The organism is Streptomyces cylindrosporus (genome assembly GCF_022698165.1).
Lineage (GTDB): Bacteria > Actinomycetota > Actinomycetes > Streptomycetales > Streptomycetaceae > Streptomyces > Streptomyces cylindrosporus.
Window position 1 is genome coordinate 62,606 of sequence record NZ_JALDAY010000002.1, and the last position, 25,419, is coordinate 88,024.

At 71.9% G+C, this 25,419-nt stretch carries 25 protein-coding genes and 1 pseudogene; 8 read left to right on the forward strand and 18 right to left on the reverse strand.

Features of this window, described 5'->3' with window-relative positions; genetic code table 11:
- Window positions 1–6: 6 nt before the first annotated feature.
- From MQP27_RS05260 to MQP27_RS05270, 3 genes are all read right to left on the reverse strand, one after another.
- Entirely contained in the window at window positions 7–1,332 is a 1,326-nt protein-coding gene (locus tag MQP27_RS05260; protein ID WP_242761688.1) for a M24 family metallopeptidase, read from the reverse strand.
- A 52-nt stretch (window positions 1,333–1,384) separates the two neighbouring features.
- Window positions 1,385–2,041 (reverse strand): helix-turn-helix domain-containing protein, encoded by a 657-nt coding sequence (locus MQP27_RS05265; RefSeq protein WP_242761696.1) that lies wholly within the window; start codon window positions 2,039–2,041, stop codon window positions 1,385–1,387.
- 113 nt (window positions 2,042–2,154) lie between these two features.
- Window positions 2,155–2,370, reverse strand: a complete 216-nt coding sequence (locus tag MQP27_RS05270) for a hypothetical protein (RefSeq protein ID WP_242761697.1) — start codon at window positions 2,368–2,370, stop codon at window positions 2,155–2,157.
- A 227-nt stretch (window positions 2,371–2,597) separates the two neighbouring features.
- Between MQP27_RS05270 and MQP27_RS05275 the strand changes: the two are divergent.
- Window positions 2,598–3,032, forward strand: a pseudogene (locus MQP27_RS05275) (response regulator transcription factor); the annotation flags it as partial.
- A 7-nt stretch (window positions 3,033–3,039) separates the two neighbouring features.
- On the opposite strand, the gene MQP27_RS05280 reads toward MQP27_RS05275, so the two are convergent.
- Complete coding sequence (locus MQP27_RS05280) at window positions 3,040–4,452, reverse strand: cytochrome P450 (RefSeq protein WP_242761699.1); 1,413 nt, start codon at window positions 4,450–4,452, stop codon at window positions 3,040–3,042.
- Between the two features lie 138 nt (window positions 4,453–4,590).
- Entirely contained in the window at window positions 4,591–5,058 is a 468-nt protein-coding gene (locus MQP27_RS05285) for a potassium channel family protein (protein ID WP_242761700.1), read from the reverse strand.
- Between the two features lie 215 nt (window positions 5,059–5,273).
- On the opposite strand from MQP27_RS05285, the gene MQP27_RS05290 reads away from it, so the two are divergent.
- The 6 genes from MQP27_RS05290 to MQP27_RS05315 all read left to right on the forward strand — a co-directional run bounded on the left by MQP27_RS05290 (window position 5,274) and on the right by MQP27_RS05315 (window position 10,864).
- The gene (locus MQP27_RS05290) at window positions 5,274–6,098 is read left to right on the forward strand and encodes a hypothetical protein (protein WP_242761702.1); all 825 of its coding nucleotides are present in this window, start codon (window positions 5,274–5,276) and stop codon (window positions 6,096–6,098) included.
- A 112-nt stretch (window positions 6,099–6,210) separates the two neighbouring features.
- Window positions 6,211–7,614: a type I glutamate--ammonia ligase gene (locus tag MQP27_RS05295; protein WP_242761704.1), complete on the forward strand. Its 1,404-nt coding sequence runs from the start codon at window positions 6,211–6,213 to the stop codon at window positions 7,612–7,614.
- A gap of 1 nt (window position 7,615) precedes the next feature.
- Entirely contained in the window at window positions 7,616–8,746 is a 1,131-nt protein-coding gene (locus tag MQP27_RS05300) for an amidohydrolase family protein (protein WP_242761705.1), read from the forward strand.
- A gap of 24 nt (window positions 8,747–8,770) precedes the next feature.
- Window positions 8,771–9,298: an NUDIX hydrolase family protein gene (locus tag MQP27_RS05305; protein WP_242763568.1), complete on the forward strand. Its 528-nt coding sequence runs from the start codon at window positions 8,771–8,773 to the stop codon at window positions 9,296–9,298.
- Window positions 9,299–9,312: 14 nt separating this feature from the next.
- Entirely contained in the window at window positions 9,313–10,233 is a 921-nt protein-coding gene (locus MQP27_RS05310; protein WP_242761706.1) for a sigma-70 family RNA polymerase sigma factor, read from the forward strand.
- Window positions 10,234–10,312: 79 nt separating this feature from the next.
- Window positions 10,313–10,864: a dihydrofolate reductase family protein gene (locus tag MQP27_RS05315; RefSeq protein WP_242761707.1), complete on the forward strand. Its 552-nt coding sequence runs from the start codon at window positions 10,313–10,315 to the stop codon at window positions 10,862–10,864.
- A gap of 2 nt (window positions 10,865–10,866) precedes the next feature.
- Here MQP27_RS05315 and MQP27_RS05320 read toward each other — a convergent pair whose 3' ends face one another.
- From MQP27_RS05320 to MQP27_RS05380, 13 genes are all read right to left on the reverse strand, one after another.
- Complete coding sequence (locus MQP27_RS05320; RefSeq protein WP_242761708.1) at window positions 10,867–11,202, reverse strand: DUF2218 domain-containing protein; 336 nt, start codon at window positions 11,200–11,202, stop codon at window positions 10,867–10,869.
- A gap of 113 nt (window positions 11,203–11,315) precedes the next feature.
- Window positions 11,316–12,134 (reverse strand): hypothetical protein, encoded by an 819-nt coding sequence (locus MQP27_RS05325; protein ID WP_372511134.1) that lies wholly within the window; start codon window positions 12,132–12,134, stop codon window positions 11,316–11,318.
- Between the two features lie 147 nt (window positions 12,135–12,281).
- The gene (locus MQP27_RS05330) at window positions 12,282–13,265 is read right to left on the reverse strand and encodes an aldo/keto reductase (protein ID WP_242761709.1); all 984 of its coding nucleotides are present in this window, start codon (window positions 13,263–13,265) and stop codon (window positions 12,282–12,284) included.
- 70 nt (window positions 13,266–13,335) lie between these two features.
- Window positions 13,336–14,001, reverse strand: coding sequence for an NUDIX domain-containing protein (locus tag MQP27_RS05335; RefSeq protein ID WP_242761711.1), 666 nt, complete (start codon window positions 13,999–14,001; stop codon window positions 13,336–13,338).
- A 57-nt stretch (window positions 14,002–14,058) separates the two neighbouring features.
- Entirely contained in the window at window positions 14,059–15,501 is a 1,443-nt protein-coding gene (locus MQP27_RS05340; protein WP_242761715.1) for an alpha-amylase family protein, read from the reverse strand.
- A complete protein-coding gene (locus MQP27_RS05345; protein ID WP_242761717.1) occupies window positions 15,498–18,185 on the reverse strand; it encodes an MGH1-like glycoside hydrolase domain-containing protein in 2,688 nt (895 codons plus the stop codon). Before MQP27_RS05345 ends, MQP27_RS05340 begins: the two co-directional genes overlap by 4 nt.
- A gap of 114 nt (window positions 18,186–18,299) precedes the next feature.
- Window positions 18,300–18,905, reverse strand: a complete 606-nt coding sequence (locus MQP27_RS05350; RefSeq protein ID WP_242761718.1) for a helix-turn-helix domain-containing protein — start codon at window positions 18,903–18,905, stop codon at window positions 18,300–18,302.
- Window positions 18,906–18,914: 9 nt separating this feature from the next.
- Window positions 18,915–20,000, reverse strand: a complete 1,086-nt coding sequence (locus tag MQP27_RS05355) for an FAD-dependent oxidoreductase (protein ID WP_242761719.1) — start codon at window positions 19,998–20,000, stop codon at window positions 18,915–18,917.
- Window positions 19,997–21,316 carry an FMN-binding glutamate synthase family protein gene (locus tag MQP27_RS05360; protein WP_242761720.1) on the reverse strand — a complete coding sequence of 440 codons (1,320 nt, stop codon included), beginning with the start codon at window positions 21,314–21,316 and terminating at the stop codon, window positions 19,997–19,999. Before MQP27_RS05360 ends, MQP27_RS05355 begins: the two co-directional genes overlap by 4 nt.
- Window positions 21,317–21,331: 15 nt before the next feature.
- Window positions 21,332–22,006 (reverse strand): GltB/FmdC/FwdC-like GXGXG domain-containing protein, encoded by a 675-nt coding sequence (locus MQP27_RS05365; protein WP_242761721.1) that lies wholly within the window; start codon window positions 22,004–22,006, stop codon window positions 21,332–21,334.
- Window positions 21,994–22,851 (reverse strand): class II glutamine amidotransferase domain-containing protein, encoded by an 858-nt coding sequence (locus MQP27_RS05370; RefSeq protein WP_242761722.1) that lies wholly within the window; start codon window positions 22,849–22,851, stop codon window positions 21,994–21,996. Before MQP27_RS05370 ends, MQP27_RS05365 begins: the two co-directional genes overlap by 13 nt.
- Window positions 22,852–22,862: 11 nt before the next feature.
- Complete coding sequence (gene glnT, locus MQP27_RS05375) at window positions 22,863–24,170, reverse strand: type III glutamate--ammonia ligase (protein ID WP_242761723.1); 1,308 nt, start codon at window positions 24,168–24,170, stop codon at window positions 22,863–22,865.
- A gap of 154 nt (window positions 24,171–24,324) precedes the next feature.
- Entirely contained in the window at window positions 24,325–24,819 is a 495-nt protein-coding gene (locus MQP27_RS05380) for a PaaI family thioesterase (protein ID WP_242761725.1), read from the reverse strand.
- A 107-nt stretch (window positions 24,820–24,926) separates the two neighbouring features.
- Here MQP27_RS05380 and MQP27_RS05385 point away from each other — a divergent pair, with 107 nt between their 5' ends.
- Window positions 24,927–25,394, forward strand: coding sequence for a winged helix-turn-helix transcriptional regulator (locus MQP27_RS05385; protein WP_242761727.1), 468 nt, complete (start codon window positions 24,927–24,929; stop codon window positions 25,392–25,394).
- The last annotated feature ends 25 nt before the right edge of the window (window positions 25,395–25,419 follow it).

Sequence of the window (25,419 nt, forward strand, 5' to 3'; positions counted from 1 at the left end):
CGTCCATCAGCGGTCCCGGGTGTTGAGGTGGGACTGTGCCTCGCGCCGCGTGTTCAGCGCGCCGTCGACGGTCCAGTACTTGCGGCCCGCCACCAGCAGCTCCTCCGCGGGGAACTTGGTGATGACCTCGCAGCCATCGGCCGTGACGACCAGTTCCTCCTCGATGCGGGCCGCTGACCAGCCGTCGGCGGCGGGCCAGTAGGTCTCCAGGGCGAACACCATGCCCTCTTCGAGGACTTCGGGGTGGTCGAGGGAGACCAGGCGGCTGAAGATGGGCTTCTCCCAGATCGACAGGCCGACCCCGTGGCCGTACTGCAGCGCGAAAGCGGCGGTCTCGTCGGCGAAGCCGAACTCCTCTGCACGGGGCCACACTTGGACGATGTCGGCGGTGGTGGCGCCGGGCCGGACGAGGGAGATGGCCTCGTCCATGTACGCGCGGCAGCGGACGTAAGCGTCCCTTTGCGCGCGGGAGGCGCTGCCGACGGCGAAGGTGCGGTAGTAGCAGGTGCGGTAACCGAGGTGGCTGTGCAGGATGTCGAAGAAGGCGGGGTCACCGGGGCGGATCAGGCGGTCGCTGTAGACGTGCGGGTGGGGTGAACAGCGCTCGCCGGAGATGGCGTTGACGCCTTCGACGTACTCGCTGCCGAGGTCGTACAGCACCTTGCTGACGAGTCCGACGCACTCGTTCTCGCGCACGCCGGGGCGGAGGTGTCCGTACAGCTCCTCGTAGGCGGCGTCGACCATCGCGCAGGCCTGGGTGAGCAGGGAGATCTCGTCGCGGGTCTTGGTGCGGCGGGCCTCCAGGAAGACCTGCTGGCCGTCGACGACGTCGATGCCCTCGGCGCGCAGGGCGGTGAGGACGGGCATCTCGGCGACGTCGATGCCGAGCGGCTCGTTCGCGAGGCCGTGGTCGCGCAGTTCGGCGGCGATCTTGCGGGCCACGTCCTCGGCGATCCCGGCGTCCGGGTGGAAGGCTCCGCGCAGGGTCGATATGCCGGCCCGGGCGCCGGTGGGCGGGCCGCCCTTGCCGTCGCTGTAGTCGAGCCAGGGGTTGTAGAGCTGGTGGTGGCGGGCGGCGGAGCCGAAGTCCCAGACGACCGGTTCGCCGCCGCGGACCAGCAGGGCGAAGCGGATCAGCTTGTCGATCGCCCAGGTGCCGATGTGCGTGGCGGTCATGTAGCGGATGTTGGCGAAGTCGAAGCTCAGCACGGCGCCGAGGGAGGATTCGTCGAGCTTCTGGTGCAGCCTGGCGAGGCGCTCCTTGCGCAGCCGGTCCAGGTCGACGCGCTCTTCCCAGTCGACGGCATTGGGTCCGTATGTGCGGATCGCCATGGCGACCACCCCCACTTCGGAGTAGACGACCGCCGCGCCCGGCTGTCAAGTGCTACTGAACACCCTCGCTGAACACGAACCAGACGCCGACGGCCGGCTCGGTCCCGTCGTTGCGGTAGCGGTGCGGGGTCGTCGACTCGAAGCAGACGGCGTCGCCGGGGCCGAGGGTGTACTCGTCGAAACCGAGGGTGAGGACGAGTTCGCCGGAGGTCAGATAGCCGTACTCGGTGCCGGCGTGCCGCATCAGGCCGCCGGAGCTGGAGGAGGAGCCGCCGGGGCGGTAGGTCACGCGGAGGAAGTCGACGTCGGTGCCGGGGACATGGCCGAGCCGCTCCCACACGACGCCCGAGTCCAGCTCCAGCGTCTCGTGCGCACCGGCCGCTACCAGGGGTCCGATACGTCGGCCGGGGTCGGCGGCGAAGGCGGCGAGGGCGTGCAGGACCGTCGCGGGAGTGGCGGACGCGGTGACGGCCGGGGCCGCGGCGGCCTCCTCCTCGTACCCGTCGAAGAGCGACTCCACGGAGATCGACAGTGCGGTGGTGATGGCGTACAGGGTGCTCACCGACGGCTGGCTCTTGCCGGTCTCGATCTGGGAGACCAGGCTCGCGGACACGCCGACCTCCCGCGCGAGGGCCCGCAGACTCACGCCCTTGGCGAGACGGGCCTGCCGGATGCGCGCGCCCACGGGCGGCACGGCGGCGGGGGACACGGCGGCTCCTTTCCTGGCGCGGTAGGTGCAGTGCCATTCCTGGCGGCGGTATGTGCAGCACCATTGAACAGCCACCATCGGCCACGACACCAGAGGAACCGGCCCCGAGAGCATCACCGGCCACCGTCACCACCGATGGCCCGGTACAGCGCGACCAGCGCGGCGCACGTCCCTATCGTCCCGCCGAACGCGACGGCACCACTGCGCAGGACTTCAGGCCAGCCGGCCCCCGTCGCACGGGTGCACCAGGCCGCGACGACCGCGATCAGGGCGGCCGCCATCATCACGAGGCCGATCGTCAGCAAACGGACGAGCCTTGTGTTCTCCATACTCCATCGCTCCACCACTCGTCGATCCCTGGCAGGGATGCCCGGCCAGGCCCCTCGGTCACGGCCCTCCCCCGGGCAAGCAACGACCAAGGCCCCAGCAACGACGGAGCGGTTCGCGTATGAAGTTTCGCCCAGAATAACGCAGTTGGCGTTTCCTCAGGAGGCGGTCAGCAGAAATCCCGCACGCACTTCCCAGCCGCCGTGGGCCGCGGCCGGGGTGCCCCCGTCCGCGTGTCGTCGTGACCACCTTCGATCTCGACGAGTACGTGTACGGGGCGCTGCGCGGCGGTGCCTGCGGGTTCCTGCTGAAGGACTCGGGGCCCACGCTCCTCGCGGAAGCGGTCCGGGCCGCCGCGGCCGGTGACTCCCTGGTCTCGCCGTCGGTCACCGTACGGCTGCTCAGGCATCTCACCGAAGAGCCGCGGCCCACCGCGGCACCCCGGCCCGCGCCGCCCGCGGAGCCGCTCACCGACCGCGAACTCGACGTCGTCCGCCTCGTCGCCCTCGGCCGCACCAACGCCGAGATCGCCGCCGAACTCTACGTCTCCCTCTCCACGGTCAAGACCCACCTCTCCAGCGTGCAGCTCAAGATCTCCGCCCGGAACCGGGTCGAGATCGCGGCCTGGGCATGGCAGAACGGGTACGCGCGGCCGGATCCGTGACGGGGCGTCAGCCGTTCGAGCGGATGAGCCCGGTCAGGTACCGCCAGAGCGAGGACCGCCGCCGGTTGGCCCGCTCCCGCTCCTCCGGTACGTCCGCCGCCGGCGACGCCGGTTCGGCGGGCACCGGCAACTCCGGGACCGGACCGGCGAGTTCGTACCGCACCGGCAGCGAGCGCAGGCCGCGCATGAACGGCGAGGAGCGCCACGGGAGTTGGTCGACCGGGAGGGCGAGTTCCAGGTGGCCGAAGCGTTCGAAGACGCGGCTGACGCCGGCCGCCGCGATGGTCGAGGCGAGTTCGCGCGCGGGGCACTGGCGGGGTCCGGCGCCCCAGGACAGGTGGGCCCGGCTGCTGATGCTGGAGCCCGGTGTCATCTGTCCGGCGAAGAGCGGGTCGGCGTGCGCCGCCGCGGAGGACACCCACACCGGGTCGCCGGCCCGGACGGTGTAGTTGCCGAGCCGGGTGTCCTCGGCCGCGAACCTCGGCACGAAGTTGACCAGCGGCGGCTTGCGCATGACCACGCGGTTCATGGTCTCGCGGACCATCCCGGCGGACAGCGCGGTGCGCACGCCGCCCTCGGCCTCGCCGGAGATGACCTCGACGACGGTGTTGGAGATGAGGATGCCGACGTGGTCGGAGGTCATGCCGAGCAGCATGAACAGCTCGCGGGCCAGCGCGTCGACCGGCAGGTCGGGGTGGGCGGCGAGGAGGTGGGAGGGGAAGTCGTCGCCCGGCTCGGCGATCTTGGCGGCGGCGAGTTCCGAGAGGGTCACCAGCAGGCGGGCCAAGGCCGGTTCGGCGTCGGGTCCCGCGTCCAGCACCCGCCACATGTCCATCAGGGCGTCGTCGCCCTGCGAGCCGGGGAAGCCGAGCAGGTGGCTGGCCGCCATCAGCGGGAGCGGGCGGGAGAACTGCGCCGAGAGGTCGGCGAGGCCGGTGCCGCCGCCCTGCGCGAGGAGGGTGATCAGCTCGTCGGCGTAGCCGGTGACGGCCGACTTCAGCCGCCTGGCCTGCGGGTGGCGCGGGTCCTGGAAGGGGCGCAGGGCGGCGTCCCAGGCGGTGCGCAGAGTGCGGTAGGAGGGGCCGCCCTGGATCAGGACGTGGTTGACCTCCAGGGAGGGGGCCAGCGGCCAGTCGGCGGGGACGCGGCCCTCGCTGCGGGCCCGCCAGTTCTCCAGGCCCTTGGGCCAGGCGGCGTCGTCCTGGAGCACCTGGAGCGACTCGCGGTAGCCCAGCACGAGCCAGGCGGGCACGCCCAGCAGGTCGACCGGCGCGACCGGGCCGTGGCGGTCGCGCAGCCGCTCGTAGACGAGCGCGGGACGCGTCTCGTAGTCGCGGGTCAGCAGCGGCTGCGGGTCCAGGGCCTCCAGGCGCCTGTCGTCCGCCGCCGTGTCCCCTCCGTCGACCAGGTGGGATTCCATACGTCCGTCGCCCCCATTCGACACCGCCCGTAACGGCCCGCACGCTGCGAGTGCTTGTGAACCGCTGGGACCTTATCGCAGGGGTCGCGCGGGTCACACGGTGGGGTACTCGCGGGTAGCAGGAGGCAGCCTCCGGTATCAGTCGCGTTCGTCCTTCCCCGCCACCATCCGCTCCAGCCGGTCGAAGCGTTCGTGCAGCGCTCGCGTGGTCTCCTCGCCCAACTCCCGGGCGCCGTGTGCGAGATGGTGCCGGCGACGCTGCTCCCGGCCGACGAACCAGGTGGCCAGGGCCGCGGTGACCATGCCGTACGTGGTGATGCCGACGACCATCACGGCGGCGCCGATGAGGCGGCCGACCGGGGTGACCGGGTAGAAGTCGCCGTATCCGACGGTCGTCGCGGTCTCGATGGACCACCACAGGGCCTGCGGGTACGTCTTCAGGTTGGCGCCCCGGGCGCCGTCCTCGGCGGCGACGACCGCCCAGGAGCCGAGGAGCATGACGACCGCGAGGACAGCCGTCGCCGTGCCCGCCGCCTTCAGATGCAGCGAGCGACCCTCCCGGCCGAGCAGCAACTCGACGGCCCTGGCGAGGAATCCGGGCAGCATGGTCACCCCTTCGCGGACGTCGGCATGGGGTCAGTGTCGGTGCGGGGGCCCGGGGCCGCCTGCCGGGTGGGGCGTTCGAGTTGCCGTACGACCTGCGGTTTCGCGCCCGGGTGGGGGCTCGGGGCTCACCCGTACGGCCCAGTGGCGCTGGTGGGCGGGGGTGGCTGGTGATGCGCTGGGGGAAACCCCCGGCCGCTGCTTCGGAGGCATTCACGATGAGCCGTCGCCCCTCGCTCCCCAGGGCAGGCACCCCGGTCGTCCGCGCGCTCGCCTGCGTCCTGAGCGCTAGTGCCCTGCTGACCGTCGCGGCCTGCTCGGACGACGGCGGCTCCGCCGCGGGCTCCGGCCTCGCCGCCTCCCCGCTCGCCGAGGAGTCCACGGCTCCGGCCCGGCTCACCGAGGCCGGTGCGCGGGCCGCGCTGATCACCGCGGCGGACATCGAGGACGACTGGACGCAGGTGAAGGACGCGGCGACCTGGCGCGACAGCCTGCTCGTCGGCCGGGTCGACGTGGCGGACTTCCTCACCGCGAAGACGAACGCCGCCGACTGCCAGAAGCTCCTCGACTCGCTGTACGGCGAGGAGTTGCTGGGCAAGCCGTCCGGCGCGTCCGCGCTGACCGGGTTCGAGGAGGGCGAGTCCCGTCTCCTGTATCAGGTGGCCGCCTATCAACGCGCGGGCCTGGACAGGTCGTTGGCGTGGCTGAAGTCGCTGCCGGTCACATGCGACGAGTTCACCGCGACCGACGCGAAGGGCGGCAGGCGGACCGTCCAGGTGATCGACTCCCCGCTCCCGGACGAGGGCGACGCCCGGCAGGGCCTGCGGGTGACGGTGCAGGGCACGGTCGACGGGTCGGCGACCACGCTCACCCTGAACGTGGCCGCGGTGCGCGTGGGCGACGACGCGATCACCGTCACCGCCGGCGGCCTGGACGGCGGCGAGGAGGACTCCACCGAGCGGGCGGTACGGCAGGGCACCCAGCGGCTCGAGGACGTCCTCGCCGGGAAGACGCCCACCGCGAATCCCGGCCAGTTCGACTGACGCACCGGCAGGACCCCTTCTCACACCTCCGGGTCGGCGCGGCTCGACACCGCGGTCGCCGTGAAACCCTGACGCACGGCACCGACTGCGCCGACCCTGTCGAGGAGGACATATGACCACCCTTGCCGACCCCGTACCCGGCGGCCGCCCCGGCGACGTCGAACGGGCCACCGCGCTCGGCGGCGAGCTGTCCGGCCGGGGCGTGCACGGCGTCGTCCTGTCCTACGTCGACACCGCGGGCGTCTGCCGGGTGAAGACGATCCCGACCGCGAAGCTCGCCTCGGCCGCCGCCTGGGGCGTCGGCATGTCCCCGGTGTTCGACACCTTCCTGGCGAACGACTCCATCGTCGCCACCGACGTCCTCGGCTCCCCGGACGGCGACCTGCGCCTCTACCCCGACCTGGACCAGCTCGTCGCCTTGGCCGGGCAGCCCGGCTGGGCATGGGCGCCGGTCGACCGGATCACCCAGGAGGGCGAGCGGCATCCGGGATGCAGCCGGACCGCCCTGCGCCGGATCGTCGCCGAGGCCGCCGAGCGGCACGGCCTGAGCTTCAGGGCGGGCATCGAGATCGAGTGGTCGGTGGGCCAAGGAGCCGTAGAGGGCGGCGAGTTCGTGCCCGCGGCCACCGGGCCCGCCTACAGTGCCACGCGTCAGGTCGAGTTGAGCGCGTACACCGCCGACCTGCTGGCCGCTCTCGCGGCGCAGGGCGTGGAGGTCGAGCAGCTCCATCCCGAGTACGCGGCCGGGCAGTTCGAGATCTCGGTGGGCGCGCTGGACCCGGTGGCGGCCGCCGACCGGAGCGTGCTGGTGCGCCAGACGATCAGGGCGGTGGCCGGGCGGCACGGGTATGCGGTGTCGTTCGCCCCGGCGGTCCTCGCGCAGGGCGTCGGCAACGGCGGGCACATCCACCTCTCCGCCTGGCGCGAGGGCGTCAACCTGCACTCCGGCGGCGCGGGCCGGTACGGCATGACGGCCGAGGCGGAGTCGTTCGCGGCCGGGATCCTGCGCCGGCTGCCCGCGCTGACGGCGGTGACCGCGCCGAGCCCGGCGAGCTATCTGCGCCTCAAACCCTCCCAGTGGGCCGGGGTGTTCACCGCCTGGGGCCGGGAGACCCGCGAGGCCGCGGTACGGATCGTCACCGGCACCGCGGGCCTGCGCGAGCAGGCCGCCAACCTGGAGGTGAAGCCGGTCGACCTGGCCGCCAACCCCTATCTCGCCCTCACCTGCGTCATCGCGGCCGGCCTGGACGGCCTGTCCTCCAACACTCCCCTGCCGGAGGAGATCACCGGCGACCCGGCGCGCCTCGACCCCGCCGACACGGCGGCCCGTGGCGTCCGCCGGCTGCCGGCCTCACTGCCCGAGGCCGTCGAGGAGTTCCGCAAGGACGAGCGGCTGCGGGCCGCGCTGGGCCCGGTCCTCGCGGACGCGGTGATCGCCGTACGGCAGGGGGAGAGCGAGGCGGTCGAGGGGCTGGACGACGAGCGGGTGGCGGCCGCCTACCGCTGGAAGTACTGACATGGGCGCGGTCCAGGAGGCCCTCGACGCACTGAAGTTGACGGACCATCACTGCCACGGCGTCGTCACGGCGGATCTGTCCCGGGAGGAGTTCGAGCCCCTGCTCACCGAGGGCGGCGCCTGGCCCGGCGGCTCCACCTTCGACACCCCGGCCGGAGTCGCCGTCCGCCGCCACTGCGCGCCCCTGCTGGACCTGCCCCGCCACGCGCCCGCCGAGGAGTACGTGGCCCGGCGGGCGGAGCTGGGCGCGCGCGAGGTCAACCGCCGCTTCCTGACGGCCGCCGGCACGGACGTCTTCTGCGTCGACACCGGCTACACCCCGCACCGCCTCACCAGCCCCGCCGAACTCGCGGCGGCCGCGGGCGGGACACCGTACGAGATCGTGCGGCTGGAGAGCGTCGCGGAGGCCGTCGCGGCGCGAGGGGTCGAGGCGGGCGAGTACGCGGGCGCCTTCCGCGCGGCCGCCGAGGAGGCGGTACGGCGGCCGGGCGTGGTCGGTGTGAAGTCCGTCGCCGCCTACCGCACCGGCTTCGACCTGGACCCGGCCCGCCCCTCGGACCCGGAGGTCACCGAGGCGGCCCGGCACTGGCTCGCGGGCGGTGGTGGCCGGCTGGCGGAACCCGTTCTCGTACGGCAGCTGCTGTGGACCGCCGTGGACCTCGGGCTCCCCCTCCAGCTGCACGTCGGGCTCGGCGACAGCGACATCCGGCTGCACCGCTCGGACCCGGCCCATCTGACCGACTGGCTGCATCTGACCGCCGGCACGATCCCGGTGATGCTGCTGCACTGCTGGCCGTACCAGCGTCAGGCCGCCCAGCTGGCCGCGGTCTTCGAGCAGGTGTACCTGGACGTGGGCCTGGCGCTGCACCACGTCGGGCCCGCGCGGTCACGGGCCGTGCTGGAGGAGGCCCTGGAGATCACGCCGTACCGCAAACTGCTGTACAGCTCCGACGCCTACGGTGTGGCCGAGTTCCACCACCTCGGCGCCCTGTCGTTCCGCCGGGCACTGGCCGGTCTGCTGCAGGACCGGGTGGACGCCGACGAACTGGCCCTGCCCGACGCGCTACGGTTCGCCGAGTGGGCCGGAGCACACAATGCGCGTCAGGTCTACCGCCTTCCCTGGCCCTCCTGAAAGTATGATCAAGCAATGTCTGACATGACCGAAACCACGCCCGGCTGGCTCTCCCCCGACGAGCTCGAGCTGGCGCGCGCCCGCATGCCGATCCTGTACGTCGAGGCCGTGCCCGTGCGTGTCGACGACAACGGCGAAGTCACCAGCGTCGGCCTGCTGCTGCGCATCGGGCCGGACGGCACGGTCAGCCGGACGCTGGTCTCCGGCCGGGTCCTGCACCACGAGCGGGTGCGGGACGCCCTGCTGCGGCACCTGGAGAAGGACCTCGGCCCGGTGGCGCTGCCCCGGATCCCGGCCTCGCTCCAGCCGTTCACGGTCGCGGAGTACTTCCCGACGCTGGGCGTCACGCCGTACCACGACCCGCGCCAGCACGCGGTGTCGCTGGCCTACGTGGTTCCGGTGACGGGCGACTGCCGGCCGCGGCAGGACGCGCTGGACCTGGTGTGGTTCAGCCCGCAGGAGGCCGTGTCGGAGGCGGTGCAGAGCGAGATGCCGGGCGGGCACGGGATGCTGCTGCGGCAGGCGCTGGCCCACGTGGGCTGCTCGGTCTGAGCCATCATGGCCGCATGGACCTTGAGCCGTACCGCGGCGAGTTGGTGGCGTACTGCTATCGGATGACGGGCTCGTTCCACGAGGCCGAGGATCTGGTGCAGGAGACGATGCTGCGGGCGTGGAAGGCCCGTGAGCGGTACGACTCCTCGCGTGCGTCGGTGCGGACGTGGCTGTACCGGATCGCGACGAACGTGTGCCTGACCGCGCTGGAGGGGCGGGCGCGGCGGCCGCTGCCGTCGGGTCTCGGGGCGCCGAGCGAGGATCCGGGGGCCCCGCTGACGCCGGCGTTCGACATCCCGTGGCTTCAACCGTTCCCCGACGCGCGTCACGACGTCGAGGCGCGGGGCGATCTGCGGCTGGCGCTGGTGGCCGCGATGCAGGTGCTGCCGGCGCGGCAGCGGGCGGTGCTGGTGCTGCGGGAGGTGCTGGAGTTCAGCGCCGCCGAGGTGGCCGAGCAGCTCGGGACGACGGTCGCCTCCGTGAACAGCGCGCTTCAGCGGGCGCGGGTCGCGGTGGCCGGTGTGGGCGATCCGGGCGAGGTGGCCGAGCCGGCGGACGCGGGGGCGCGGAAGGTCGTGGCGCGGTATGCGCGGGCCTTCGAGGCGGGCGATGTACCGGCGTTGGTGCGGCTGCTCACGGACGACGCCGTGCTGGAGATGCCGCCGGTGCCGTTGTGGTACCGCGGGAGCGGCGACTACGGGCGGTTCATGGAGCGCGTGTTCGCGCTGCGCGGGACCGGGTGGCTCACCCGGGAGTGCCGGGCGGGCGGGGAGCCCGCGTTCGCCGCGTACGCGCCGGTGCCGGAGGGCGGGTTCCGGCTGCACACGCTGCAGGTGTTCACGGTGGTCGGGGAGCGGGTGGCGCGGAACGTGGTGTTCGCGGACCCGCAGGTCTTTGCCACCTTCGAGCTGCCCCTGGAGATTTCCTCCGACTGATGTCGCGGGCCGCGATGAGTCCGGGCGGTGGCGCCGGTATGTACCGGTGAGCATCGACCGATTCGAGAGGACACCGGCCATGAGTGTCATCGTCATCGAGTTCATCACCCTGGACGGGATCGTCAGCGACCCCGACGGCTCCTCGGGCACGCCAGGCGGGGGCTGGGCGTTTAGGCACGGGCCGGAGACGGTCGCCGGGGACAAGTTCCGGCTGGGAGCCACCCTGGACGAGGGCGTGCTGCTGCTGGGCCGCACCACCTGGGAGCTGTTCTCGCGGCTGTGGCCGGGGCGGACCGACCCCTTCTCCGCGCGGATGAACGCCGTGCCGAAGCTGGTCGCCACGCGCACCCTCACCGACGTCTCGGCCTGGGGCAACTCGCGGGTCCTGGACGGCGACCTGGTGGACGCGGTCAAGCGTGAGCGGCGGGACGTGGTCGTCACGGGCAGCCCGAGCGTCGTGCACGCCCTGATGGCCGAGGACCTGGTCGACGAGTACCGTCTGCTGACCTTCCCCACCGTCCTCGGCACCGGCACCCGGCTCTTCCCGGCCGGCGGCCCGCCGGTGCGGCTGGAGTGCCGGTCGGCCGAGCGGGCCGGGGCGGCGGTGCTCGCGAGCTACGGGAGGGCCTGAGGTCAGGCGGGGTCTTCCTCCGGCTTGCGCTGGACGCTGCCGGGTTCGCCGGTGTCGCGGTGCCATTCGACGACGAGTTCGTCCTTGGTGCCGAAGCGGACCAGGTGGCGGCCGACGACGTCCTCCAGCAGATCGAGGTTCCCGGCGTCCGTGTCGATCGTCAGGAGCAGGGCGCCGTCGGTCGCGGTGAGCGTGCCGGTGCCGTTCTGGAAGACGATGCCGCCCTCGCCCTTCTCCTCGTCCCAGCTGGTCCGACTGCGACGGCCCAGGTGGGAGGCGAGCTGCTTGGCGTAGCGGTGCGGGCGGTCGGTGCGGACGCGGGCTTCGGAGCGGGCCATGGGGAACTCCCGGGGTGCGGTGGGGCGGGACAGGATCGATGGTGCCGCAGGGAGGGTCCGGGCGCGCGTGTCCTCGGCGGTCGCGGCCCGCAAGTTATGGATGCGGTCCGAGGTCATGGGTGGGGCCCGATGCCCCGCAGGGCCTGGGCGCGGCACAGCTGGGGGCTCGGGGGTTCCGGGACCGGTGCGACCGGGCGCGGGTCCGGCGTCGCGGACTGCTCGGTGGCCGGCCACCAGCGGACGCGGCCGTGCAGCAGGCCGAGGACGATCGCGGCGGCGACCGCTATCAGGTGCTCGCGGCCGGCCAGGTTGGGTACGGCGATGGACTCCCAGACCATCGAGCCGCCGGTGAGCGTGAAGACGACGGGGGCGCGCCGGACGACCGAGATGTAGGTGAAGAGGCCGACGACCGCGGCGGACGGGCCGGTGTCGAGGACCTGGCCGATCTCGGGCGGCAGGCCCACGCCGTGCCAGCCCGGGCCGATGGCGAGCATCACCCGCACGGTGAGGGTGCCGGCCAGGGTGGTGACGTAGGAGACGGCGAGGGTCCGGGCCCGGCCGAGCACGAGTTCGGCCAGTGCGAACGCGAGGAAGAGCTGGGTGATGCCGGCCCACACCGGCAGGTCCAGGGCCGGGACGTACAGCGAGACCGGGGTGCGCAGCAGGGCCAGCCACAGCGGCAGGTCGGCGTAGACGCCGCCGAGCAGCCGTACGGCGACGGCGCCCGCCGGGTGCTGGGCGATCGCGTGGAAGAAGATGACCCCGAAGGCGGCCAGGAACGCCAGGAACAGCGCGGACGGGCCGCGCCGGCGCAGTTGCCGCACCGGGTCGACGACGATGCCGTACCACTCGCCGCGCAGCGTGCGCCCGACGAACAGCAGCACCTGCCACAGCACCTCGCGCGGCCCCTTGCGCCGCTGTTCGTGAAACAAGGTTCCCCCGTCTGTCGCCCACCACCGCACCGCCCTTGGCCGGGTACGGTGCGGCTCGCCCCCATTTGGGAGACGCCTTCACGGCGGAAAGCGTTCACCGGTCGAAGGTGATTTCTAGGCTTCGGACAGTCGTACGGCCGTTCCCGGTCAGTGGGCCGCGTCCAGCCGGGCCCGCTGATCCGCGGTGAGCTCCAGGTCCGCTCCGGCGAGGTTCTCCTCCAGCTGGGCCACCGAGGATCCCCCGGCGAGCGGGATGATCGGCAGCTCGCCGCCCGACTGCCAGGCCAGTACGACCTGGTTGACCGTGGCGCCGGTCTCCCGCGCCACCTCGTGCAGCGCGGCCAGGCGGGGCGGGGTGCCGGGGTGGTCGAAGTCCGCGGGCAGCCGGTCCGGGTGGGTGTAGGCGCCCCTCAGGAGCGGCGAGTAGGCGACCAGGGTCAGGGCGGGTTCGGCGCGCAGGTAGCCGAGCAGTTCGGGGCCCGCGTGGCCGAGGCTGCCGTCGGGGAACATGTCGTCGGGCACGTCGAGGCGGGGCCGCAGATGGCTGTGGGCGTACTGGAGCACCTCGTAGCCGGGCAGTCCGGCCGCGGCGGCGATGGCGCGGGCCCGCTCGACCCGCCACATGGCCTGGTTGCTGACGCCGAGCAGGCCGACCGTGCCCTCGGCGACGAGTTCGGCGAAGCCCTCGACGGTCTCGCGCTGGGGGACGGTCGGGTCGTCGATGTGGGCGTAGAGCAGGTCGAGCTTGTCGACGCCGAGGCGTTCGCGGCTGCGCTCGGCGGACTCGCGGATGACCTTGGCGGACAGGCCCTCGGGGTTGTCGATGTAGCTGGTACCGGGGGCGAGGGGGCGGGCGCCGAGCTTGGTGGCGATGACGATCTCGTCGCCGACGCCGCGGCTGCGCCGCCAGCGGCCGAGGAGTTCCTCGCTCTGGCCGCCCTGGCCTCCGTCGACCCAGAAGGCGTAGTTGTCGGACGTGTCGATGAAGTTGCCGCCCGCCTCGACGTACCGGTCGAGGATGGCGAAGGAGGTCTTCTCGTCCGTGCGGGAGCCGAAGAGCATGGCGCCGAGGGCGAGCACGCTGACCTCGCGGCGGCTTTCCGGGGCGGTTCCGATGGTGCGGTACTTCATGGGTGTCCCTCCGTTCGCGCCCGGGCTTCCGGGCACGAACAGGAGTCTTCATCTTGAAGTGCGCTCCAGGTCAAGCCTTCGCGAAGGGACCCTCCAGGGCGGCCCACTGGAGCAGCATGATCGTCTTGGCGTCGTTGATCTCCCCGGTGCGGATCATCTCCAGGGCCCGGCGGAAGGGCAGTTCGACGATCTCGATGTCCTCGCCCTCCTCGTCGAGGCCGCCGCCCTCGTGGGTGCGGGTCGAGGGGCCGTAGGCGGCGGCGTAGAAGCTGATGCGTTCGGTGACGGAACCGGGGCTCATGTAGACGTCGAAGACGTGTTCGACCTCGCCGATGGTGTGCCCGGTCTCCTCCACCACCTCGCGCCGTACGGCGAGTTCGGGGTGCTCGTCATCGTCGTCGAGGAGTCCGCCGGGCGTCTCGACCAGCATGCCGTCGGGGTGGCCGTTGACGTAGACCGGGTAGCGGAACTGCCGGGTGAGCAGGACGGTTTCGCGTTCGGGGTCGTACAGGAGCATGGTGGCGCCGTTGCCGCGGTCGTGCGTCTCGCGCTGCTGGGTGGACCAGGTGCCGTCGGAGCGCTGGAGGTCGAAGGTGGTGGCGCGCTCCACGTACCAGTGGCTGGAGAGCAGCTTCACCTCCCGCACCCGCACGCGGGGGTTGCCGGTCAGGTCGAGGCCGGTGCGGTCCAGGCCGGTGCGGCCGCGGCGGTCCGGGGTGTCGGCGCCGGCGGTCATCGGGTACCGCCGGCCGTGTGTGCGTAGGTCATGGTCGCTGTCTACCACGGCCGTCTTTCAGGTCAGGGCCAGCACGTGGGAGTGGCGGGCGGGCAGGTCGACGAAGAGGCCGGGGGTGAGCAGGGTGTCGCCGTCGCGGTCGTACGTCCGGTCCGTGAGCAGGTCGGTGAGCCGGCACGGGCGGCCCGCGAGATCGGGCCAGGGCAGGGGGAGCTGTCCCTGGGCCGGGGCGTCGGAGTCGTTGACGATCACAAGGTGGCGGGTGCCGGTCCAGGTCCAGGCGAGCAGATTGCGGTGGGTGTCGTTGTCCGGCCAGCCGGTGGTGGCCAGCAGCTGCCAGTCGCCGTCGCGCACGCGGGCGGCGGCCGGGAGCAACCGGCTGTAGAACTCCCGGAGTTGTTCGTCGACGGGTTCCTGCGGCCGGCGGGCGAGGAACACCGGTGGGCGAACCTTGCGACCCTCGAACTGGCCCTCGTGCCAGAGGGTGGCGCCGGGCAGGGTGGCGACGGCGACGGCCGCCGCGTACTGCCGCTCGCCGGGGAGGGTGGCGGCGGCGCGCGGCTCGTCGTGGTTCTCCAGGAAGCGGACCAGGCCGCGCTGGTAGGCAAGGTCGGCCTGGAGGTGGGCGCGGACCGGCTCGGCGCCCTCGTGCAGGAGGCGGTCGTAGAGGCGCTTGTCGTAGCAGTGGTCGAAGCCCTGGTGCTGGAGGGCCCATTCGAGGTCCCAGTAAGCCTCCGCGACGAACAGGAGGTCGGGGTGGCGCTCGCGGACGCGGGGGATCACGTACGGCCAGAAGTCCTCGGCTGGAGGGGAACCCGCCCGGTCGCCCCAGGTCTTGGCGAACACGTCGTTCATGAGCAGCATCGCCATGTCGCAGCGCACGCCGTCCGCCTGGTCGCCGATGGAGACGAGGGTGTCGACGGTCGCGGTGCGCAACTCCTCGCTGAAGGCGTTGAGTTGGACGACGTCCTGCCAGGGGGCGAAGTACGGGTCGCGGCCGTTGGCGTAGATCCGTCCGCCCGTCTCGACGAAGGCGCCGGGCGTGCGGGCCAGGTTCTCGGCGGTGCCCCGGATCAGGCAGTCGGGGCGGTCGGTGAGCCAGGGGTGGTCGGGGGCGATGTGGTTGGGGACGTAGTCGAGGATCAACTTCATCCCTCGCGCGGCGAGTTGGGCGCGGGCCTCGGCGAGCCCGGCCGGGCCGCCGAGGTTCTTGGCGACCGTGTAGTCGCGTACGCAGTAGGCGGATCCGGTGATGTCCGCCTCGGTGAGGTCGGGCAGGGCCGCGCGGAAGGAGGCCAGCAGGGACTCGTCGCGCAGGGCGATCCGGAGTCCGGCGGGGCTGCGTTCCCACACGCCCATCAGCCAGACCGTGTCCAGGCCGGGCCGGGCGACCTCGTCCCAGACCTCGCCGGGGACGTCGCCGAGGGTGACCGGGCGGCCGTACCGTCCGCTCAACTCCCCCAGCCAGACCAGGGTGTTGATCTCGTAGATCACCGTCATGACAGGGGCTCCTCACGCAGTGCGCCCCAGTCTCCGGAGCCGACCAGGCGGAACAGGGTCGCGGTGGCCGCGGCCAGGCCGGTCCAGCCGGTCTGGTGGGAGGCGCCGAGTCCGGCGCCGTCGTCGCCGTGGAAGTACTCGTAGAAGAGGATCAGGTCCTTCCAGTGCGGGTCCTTGGCGAACTTGGCCTGTGCGCCGTGGACCGGGCGGTGGCCGTCGGGGCCGCTGAGGAAGGTGGAGGTGAGCCGGTCGGCGATCTCGCGGGCGACCTCGTAGAGGTTGAGGTGCCGGCCGGAGCCGGTCGGGCACTCCACCCGGAAGTCCTCGCCGTGGTAGGCGTGCAGGTTCAGCAGGGCACGGATCAGCAGGACGTTGACCGGGAACCACACCGGGCCGCGCCAGTTGGAGTTGCCGCCGAACATGCCCGAGTCGGACTCGGCGGGCAGATAGCCGACGCCGAACGTCTCGCCGTGCACCTCGAAGGTGTACGGGTGCTCGGCATGGTAGCGGGACAGCGAGCGGATGCCGTGCGGGCCGAGGAACTCGTCCTCGTCGAGCATCCGGGACAGCACCCGCCGCAGCCTGTCCTCGCCGAACAGGGCGAACAGGTGCCGTCCGGCGACGCCGGGGCCAAGGCCCTCCCGGGAGGAGACTATGGCCGCGACGGCCGGATGCCGCTCCACGAACTCCTTGGCGCCGGCGGCGAGTTCGGGGAAGCGGCGGTCGATCCAGGCGCCGACCACACTGGTCGCGGCGAGCGGGATCAGTCCGACCAGGGAGCGCACCTTGAGCCTGGTCGCGCTGCCGTCGGGCAGCCGCAGGACGTCGTAGAAGAAGCCGTCCTCCTCGTCCCACAGGCTCTCGTTGTCCTTGCCCATGCGGCCCGTGGCGACCGCGATCCACGCGAAGTGCTCGAAGAGGGTCTGCGCCTGCTCGACGTAGACCGGGTTGTCGACGGCGAGTTCGATCGCCATCTCCAGCAGGTTCTGGCAGTACAGCGCCATCCACGCGGTGCCGTCGGCCTGGTCGATGTGGCCGCCGGTGGGCAGCGGGGCGCTGCGGTCGAAGACGCCGATGTTGTCGAGGCCGAGGAAGCCGCCCTGGAAGACGTTGTTGCCGTCGACGTCCTTGCGGTTGAGCCACCAGGTGAAGTTCTTCATCAGCTTCTGGAAGGAGTTCTCCAGGAAGGCGCGGTCGCCCCGGCCGGTGCGGTGCTTCTCCAGTTCGTAGACGAAGAGGGTGGCCCAGGCGTGCACGGGCGGGTTGACGTCGCCGAAGTTCCATTCGTACGCCGGGATCTGGCCGTTGGGGTGCAGATAGAGGCGGCGCAGCAGCACCTCCAGCTGGGACTTGGCGAAGCCGATGTCGACCATGGCCAGGGCGACGGAGTGGAAGGCGAGGTCCCAGGCCGCGAACCAGGGGTACTCCCAGGTGTCGGGCATCGACATGACCTCGTCGTTGACCATGTGGTACCAGGCGCTGTTGCGCACGCGCGGGTCCACGCCGAGCGGGTCGACGCCGTGTTCCTCCAGCCAGCGTTCGACGTCGAGGTAGTAGTACTGCTTGCTCCACAGCATCCCGGCGAGCGCCTGGCGCACCACGCGCCGCTCGTCCTCGCTCATCCCGTCCGGTACGACGGTCTCGAAGAACTCGTCGGCCTCGGTGCGGCGGGTGTCCATCGTCGGACCGAACTCACCCCAGGGGTCGGCGAGTTCGGTGTCGGCCAGCCGCAGCCGGACGGTCACGCTCTCGCCCGCCGGGACGGTCCTGGTGTCGTGCAGGGCCACCTTGGTGCCGGTCTGCGCCGGATTCACGGCCCCCGTCTCGCCGTGGACGACGAAGCGGTCGATGCCGTCCTTGACGTACGGCGTGGGGTTCGGGCTGCCGAAGATGCGCTCGTTGTTGGTGTCGTTCTCGGTGAAGAGGGCGGGCGCGTCGGTGTCGCAGTACAGCCAGCGGGTGCCGAGTTCCTCGTGGTCGGCGCGGACGGCGTCCGGGGTCCTCGTGAGTTTCGGTACGGCGGTGCCGCCGGCCCAGGACCAGGTGTGCCGGAACCAGAGCGTCGGCAGCAGGTGCAGGGTGGCGTCCTCGGGGCCCCGGTTGTGCGCGGTGATCTCGATCAGGAGGTCCTCGGGGCCGGCCTTGGCGTACTCGACGAAGACGTCGAAGTAGCGGTCCTCGTCGAAGATCCCGGTGTCGAGGAGTTCGTACTCGAAGTCGCGGCGGGTGCGGGCGCGGTTGGTGTCCACCAGGTCGGCGTACGGGAACTCGCCCTGCGGGTACTTGTAGAGGTACTTCATGTACGAGTGGGTCGGCGTGGAGTCGAGGTGGAAGTAGTACTCCTTGACGTCCTCGCCGTGGTTGCCCTCCTGGTTGGTCAGGCCGAACATCCGCTCCTTGAGGATCGGGTCGCGGCCGTTCCACAGGGCCAGGGAGAAGCAGAGCCGCTGCTTGTCGTCGCTGACGCCGGCGATGCCGTCCTCGCCCCAGCGGTAGGCGCGGGAGCGGGCCTGGTCGTGGGTGAAGTACGACCAGGCGTCGCCGTTCGTGCTGTAGTCCTCCCGGACGGTCCCCCACTGGCGTTCGCTGAGGTAGGGGCCCCAGCGGCGCCAGAGCGCCCGGTCCGTGTCGGCTTCCGCGAGCCGCTGCTGTTCGGCGCCCGTCGCACCGCTGTCCGCCACCATCGCCGCCTCCTCGTGGCCCTGCGCTGCTCCCAGCCTCGGGTGCCGGGGACGTACCCGCAATGGCTGAGTGGCGGAGGGGTTGCCTCCCTGCCCGGTGCCCATGGGTAGCGGGTTTCAGTGGTGCGGGCTGTCGCCGAAGGCCGTCACCGTGAGGAAGCGGATGGGGAGCTCGACGAGGGTCTCGGGGCCGTGCGGGGCCTCGCCGTCGAACTGGAGGGCGTCGCCGGGGCGCAGGGTGTAGCTGGACTTGCCGTGGCCGTAGACCATCTCGCCCTCCAGCATGTAGATGATCTCGGTGCCGGCGTGCTGGAAGAGCGGGAAGACCTCGCTCTCCTCGGTGAGGGTGACCAGGAGGGCGTCCATCCGCTTGTGGGCGCCGCGCAGGGAGCCGAGCTGGGCGTACTCGTGACCCACCCGGGTGCCCCGCCGGACGATCCGGGCGCCGTGGCCGGCGGGGACGAAGACGGCCTCGCGTTCGTCGTCCATGCCGCGGAACAGGGCGGTGACGGGGACGTCCAGGCCGCGGGCGAGCCGGGAGAGCGTGGTGAGGCTGCACGCGGTCTGGGCGTTCTCGATCTTCGACAGCATGGCCTTGGAGATGCCGACGCGCTGCGCCATCTCGCCGACCGAGAGCCCGGCGGCCTGGCGGTACTCGCGGGCCCGGACGGCGATGATGCGTTCCAGGGCCTTGTCGTCGTCCTCTGTGTGCTGCTCGGTCACCGGCGCATCCTATGCCGGGCGCACCAGCCGGAAGCGGGGGTGGCTCTCGGCGCGGCCGGTGGCGAGGTCGGCGGCCATCTCGCCGATGAGGGGGGTGAACTTGGCGCCCTGGCCGGAGCAGGGCGAGACGATGACGAGGGGGCCGTGCCGGTCGAGGACGAAGTCGTCGTGGAGGTCGGTGGTGTAGAGGCAGGTCGCCTCCGCGACCGGGGTGGGGTCGAGGCCCGGGAGGCGGTCCCGGACGAAACCGTTCACGCGGGTGCGCGACTCCGGGTCGACGAGGCCCGTGCGGGTACTGGCCGAGGTGCGGATGCCGTTGCCGTGCTCGGCGACCTTGACGGCGGGCAGCGGGCCGCCGTCACTGCCGGACGGCAGGCCGTAGATCTGCATGTCCTCGTCCTTGAAGACCAGGGTCGGCCACCGCACCGACGGCTCCCGCTGCGGGTAGTGGAAGACCTGCTGCTGGGTGACGGTCAACTCCGGCAGTTTTACGGGCAGTTGCAGCTCCGGCAGCCAGGCGCCGGCCGCGACCACCACGGTGTCGGCGGTGAGTTCACGGCCGTCGTCCGTGCGCAGCAGCACCTTCTCGCCCACGTCGAACCCGGTGACGCGGACGCCGGTCCACAGGTCCGCGCCGAGTTCGACGGCCCGTCGTACACACGCGGCGATCGTCCGGTCGGCGTCGATCACTCCCGCGTCCGCCTGGTACAGGACCGGCCCGTCGAAGGTGATGTACGGCCAGCGCTCCGACGCGGCTTCGGCGCTCAGGAGTTCACGGCTGACTCCGGCCTCGCGCAGCACTTCGGAGAGTCCCTGGGGGTCGCGTCCCGCCCCGAAGTCGAGGCCACCGGTGGTGCGCAGCAAGGGAGTCGAGCTGTCGTGCTCCAGCTCGCGCCACAGCTCGTGGGCCTGTCCGGTCAGGTCCACATAGAGCTTCTCGCCGTACACCCGACGGAAGATCCGTGAACTGCCGTGCGAGCTGCCGTATTTGTGGCCGATCTCGTAGGCCTCGATCAGCGTGACCTCGTGGCCGCGGCGGGCGAGTTGCCAGGCGGTGGCCGCGCCCATCAGTCCGGCACCCACGACTGCGATCACAGGCCCTCCCCGGGGATCCAGTTGGTGCCCGCGAGCGGGACGCGGGCCATGGCCGCGGACTCGATGGTAAGGGCGACCAGGTCCTCCGGCTCCAGGTGCAGCAGGTGTGCCTTGCCGCAGGCGCGGGCGAGGGTCTGGGCCTCCATGGTCATCACGCGGAGGAAGTTGGCGAGGCGGCGGCCGGCGTCGACGGGGTCGAGGCGGGCGGCCAGTTCCGCGTCCTGGGTGGAGATGCCGGCGGGGTCGCGGCCGTCCTGGTAGTCGTCGAAGTACCCTGCGGCGGAGCCCAGTCGACGGTACTCGGCGTCGTACCGGGGGTGGTTGTCGCCGAGCGCGATGAGCGCCGCCGTACCGATGGCGACGGCGTCCGCGCCCAGGGCGAGCGCCTTCGCCATGTCGGCGCCGCCGCGGATGCCGCCGGAGACGATCAGCTGGACCTCCCGGTGCACCCCCAACTCCTGGAGCGCCCGCACGGCTTGGGGCAGCGCGGCCAGGGTCGGGATGCCGACGTGCTCGATGAAGACGTCCTGGGTGGCGGCCGTGCCGCCCTGCATGCCGTCGACGACCACGACGTCCGCACCGGCGTGCACGGCGAGCTTCACGTCGTAGTACGTCCGGGTCGCACCGACCTTCACATAGACCGGTTTCTCCCAGTCCGTGATCTCCCGCAGCTCCAGGATCTTGATGGCGAGGTCGTCGGGGCCGGTCCAGTCGGGGTGGCGGCAGGCGCTGCGCTGGTCGATGCCGACGGGGAGCGTCCGCATGCCGGCGACCCGCTCGGTGATCTTCTGCCCGAGCAGCATGCCTCCGCCGCCGGGCTTGGCGCCCTGCCCGAGGACCACCTCGATGGCGTCGGCCTTGCGCAGGTCGTCGGGGTTCATGCCGTAGCGGGACGGCAGGTACTGGTACACGAGGTGCTTGGAGTGGCCGCGCTCCTCCGGGGTCATGCCGCCGTCGCCGGTGGTGGTGGACGTCCCGACCTCGCTGGCGCCCCGGCCGAGGGCCTCCTTGGCCTGGGCGGAGAGGGCGCCGAAGCTCATGCCGGCGATGGTGACGGGGGTGGCCAGGCGCAGGGGGTGTCTTGCGTGCCGGGTGCCGAGGACGACGTCCGTGTCGCAGCGCTCCCGGTAACCCTCCAGCGGATAGCGGGACATGGAGGCACCGAGCAGCAACAGGTCGTCGAAGTGCGGGAGTTTCCGCTTGGCACCCCAGCCGCGGATGTCGTAGACGCCGGTCTCGGCGGCGCGCTGGATGGCGTGGATGGTGGCGCGGTCGAAGGTGGCCGACTCGCGCAGGCCGTGGGATGCGGGTTCCATGTGCGTCGAACTCCCTCAGTACGCCGTCGTGTTGTCGACCTTGAAGTGGTACAGCTTCCGGGCCGAGCCGTAGCGCCGGAACCCGGCCGGGTCCTCGTCCCGCTCGGCCGCCTTCAGCAACTCGGCGAGTTCGGCGAGGTGTTCGGGCCGCATCTCCTTCTCCACGCAGTCCGCGCCCAGGGACTTCACCGTGCCGCGGACGTAGAGGCGGGCCTCGTAGAGCGAGTCGCCGAGCGCGTCTCCCGCGTCCCCGCACACGACCAGCCGTCCGGCCTGCCCCATGAACGCGCTCATGTGACCGACGTTTCCGCCGACGACGATGTCCACGCCCTTCATGGAGATCCCGCACCGCGCCGAGGCGTCCCCGTCGATCACCAGCAGACCCCCGTGGGCGGTGGCGCCGGCCGACTGCGAGGCGTTGCCGCGCACGCGGACCGTGCCGGACATCATGTTCTCGGCGACCCCGGTGCCCGCGTTGCCGTGGACGGTGACGGTGGCGCGCTGGTTCATGCCGGCGCAGTAGTAGCCGACATGGCCCTCGATGTCGACGGCGAGGTCCTCGCGGATGCCGCAGGCCACGGCGTGCGCGCCGCGCGGGTTGAGCACGCGCCAAGCCGTGGCCTCGGGCGCGTGCAGGGCCTGGTTGAGCTCCCGTACGGGCGTGGTGGCCAGGTCGATCAGCGTCGCCATACGTACACCTCTTCCGGCTCGGGTTCGAAGATGCGGGCGTCCTCGATCCCGGGCAGGACGTCCAGCGCCCGGTACTCGGAGGCCATCGCCACCCATGCGTCGGTCTCGGCGACGAGGGCCGGCTTGCAGGCGATGGCGTCCCGGACGACCGCGAAGGAGTCGCTCGTGGACACCAACAGGGTGTAGAAGCCGTCGAACCGCTCGCACAGCAGCCGCAGCGCCTTCTCCGGGTCGGCGCCCCGCTCCAGCTGGTGGGCGACGAAGCGGGCGCCGACCTCGGAGTCGTTCTCGCTGTCGAACTCGATGCCCTGGGCGCGCAGTTCACGCCGGATGGTGGCGTGGTTGGCGAAGGAGCCGTTGTGCACGAGGCATTGACCGGGGCCGACGGAGAAGGGGTGGGCGCCTTCGGGGGTGACCGCCGACTCCGTTGCCATCCGGGTGTGTCCGACGCCCTGCCAGCCGCTGACACCGGCCAGCCCGAAGGACTCGGCCAGCGCGGCGGGGTTCCCGGTGCCCTTGAGCACGGCGAACCCCTCACCGGTGCCGATCACCCTGGCGCCGGGAAGCGCGGCGGCGACCGAGGCGGCGTCCGTGTGCGCCACGGTCGTGGCGTCGGCGTCGTAGGCCCGTACGCCTGGCAGGGCGGCTTCCACCTCGGCCTTCGAGGTGCCCAGCAGCGACACGACGATCCGTCCCGGCGGGGAGAGGCGGGGGTCGCCGTAGACCGCTACACCGGCCGAGTCGGGCCCGCGTTCGACGACTTGGCCCAGCATCGCGGTCAGCAGCTCACCGAGCCGGGGTTCCAGTGAGGGCTCGCGCAGATGCAGCCCCACGATTCCGCACATCCCAAGTCCCTTCAGAACGCGGTGAGATAGCGGTCGAGCTCCCAGGGGCCGACCGTGGCGTGCCAGTCGAAGAACTCCTCGCGCTTGAGGTCGGCGAAGTACGCGCTCACTCCGGTGCCCGCCGCGTCCAGCGCGCCGCTGACCACGTCGTCCGCCTGGAGCGCCTCGACGGCGTGGAGCAGGGTCGGCGGGAGTTCCGGGCCCTTGCCCGCGGCGCCGGGTTCGCCCGGGTCGAGGCCGCGTTCGATGCCGTCGAGACCTGCGGCGAGGGCGGCGGCAGCGGCGAGGTAGGGGTTCGCGGCGCCGTCCCCGCCGCGCAGTTCGATGCGGTTGCCGTCGGGGACGCGGACGAAGTGGGTGCGGTCGTTGCCGCCGTAACTCGCCAGGCGTGGCGACCAGGTGGCGCCGGAGCGGGTGGAGACCGCGCCGGTGCGCTTGTACGAGTTGACCGTCGGCGCGATGACGGCCTGGAGGGCCCGGGCGTGCTCGACGATGCCGGCGACGAAGGAGTAGGCGAGCGGGGAGAGGCCGAGGCCGCGGTCGTCGGCCGTGTCGGGGAAGGCGGGTTCCTCGCCGCGCCACAGCGACATGTGCAGGTGCATGCCGGTGCCGGTGCGGTCGGTGAACGGCTTCGGCATGAACGTGGCGGTCATGCCCCGCTGTTCGGCCAGCACCGACACCAAGTACCGCATGGTGATGACCCGGTCGGCGGTGGTGAGGGCGTCGGCATGCCGGAAGTTCTGCTCGAACTGGCCGTTGCCGTCCTCGTGGTCGTTGGCGTAGTTGCCCCAGCCGAGGGTGTTCATGGCGCTGGACACGGCGGTGAGGTGGTCGTACATCCGGGTCAGGCCGCGGGCGTCGTAACACGGCCGGGCCGCCGTGTCCCTGCCGTCGGCGACGCTGAGCACGCCGTGTTCGTCGCGGTTGACCAGGAAGTACTCGACCTCGGCGCCCACGGAGAGCGAAAGCCCCCGCTCCGCGGCCCGCTCCAGCAGCCGGCGCAGGATGACGCGCGGGGCGTACGGCCAGGGTTCGCCCTCCACGTGCGGGTCGCAGTGCACGAGCGCGAGGCCGGGCTTGACGAAGGGGACCGGCGTGTACGAGCGGGCGTCCGGCCGGGCGATGACGTCCGGGTCGCTGGGCTGCTGGCCGAGCGCGCCGGCCGCGAATCCGGCGAACCCGACGCCCTCGTCGCGGAGTTCCTCGACGGCCTGGGCCGGGACGAGCTTGGCGCACGGCTTGCCGGTGAGGTCGACGAAGACGGCGAGCACGAACTCGATGCCGTCGTCCCGGACCAGCTCGGCCAGGTCGGTCGTCATGGGGGCCTCCCGAGGGGTGTCCACTGACAGGAATCAAGGTTGCATATCAGTAGACAGACCCCGCGTTACGGCGGGATTTCCGCGCGGGAAGGTCCGGGTAAGGCACGGAAGCGCCGCAGGTCCGCGTCAAGGGGGGGCTCGATGCGGACCGGGTTCAGGCGGCCGGGATCGGGAACAGCATGCAGGTGCTGGTGGCGTGGGCGAGGAGGCGGTCCGCCTCGTCGAGCAGTCGCGCCTCCGCCAGTGCGGTACGGCGGCCGCTGCTCAGCACGCTGCCCACGGCACGGACCTTGCCCATGTCGGCCTTGACCGGACGCAGGAACTTCACGGCCAGGTCCAGCGAGGTGTAGCCCATGCCCTGCGGCAGGGTCGACTGGACCGCGCAGCCGGCCGCCGAGTCGAGCATCGTCGCGTAGATACCGCCGTGCACGCTGCCGATGGGGTTGTAGTGCTCCTCCCCCGGCGTCAGCGAGAACACCGCGTGCCCGTGGTCGACCTCGTCGAGGTCCATGCCGAGCGTGGCGGCGATGGGCGGGGCGGGCAGCCGTCCGGCCAGGATCTCCCGGAGGAAGTCCAGGCCCGAGCCCTGTCCGACGGCGGACGCCGAGATCGAGGGGTCCTGCCAGTCGTACGTACGAGACCGTCCCATGCGCCCGCGCTTCCTTCCGTGGCATCCTGGCTATGTTTTTCGAAGCTAGCTCGGTCGGAGGCTGACTGTCAATGACAAAGCCAGGTGGCCGTCCCTACCATGACGGCATGAAGTGGCTGGAGATGAGCACCGAGAACTGCACGGTCCAGCGCACGCTCGACCTCGTCGGCGAGAAGTGGACGCTGCTGATCCTGCGGGACGCCTTCAACGGGGTGCGCCGCTTCGACGATCTGCGCCGGCATGTGGGGCTCTCGGAGGCGGTCCTCGCCGACCGGCTGCGCAAGTTGGTCGCGGCCGGGATCCTGAAGACGGTTCCCTATCAGGAGGAGGGCAGCCGGACCCGGCAGGAGTACCGGCTGACCGGCAAGGGCCGCGATCTGTGGCCGGTCATCGTCGCGCTGCGGCAGTGGGGCGAGACGTACGTGGGCAGTCCCGAGGGTCCGATGCTGGACATCCGGCACAGCGACTGCGGCTCGGCGGTGCGGGTCGTGGTCGAGTGCGTCGAGGAGCATGCCGCGCTCTCCCCGCGGGAGGTCACGGTACGGCCGGGTCCGGGGGCGCGGCCGCGGGAGTGAGTGGCCGTGCAGGCGGAGGTTCGGC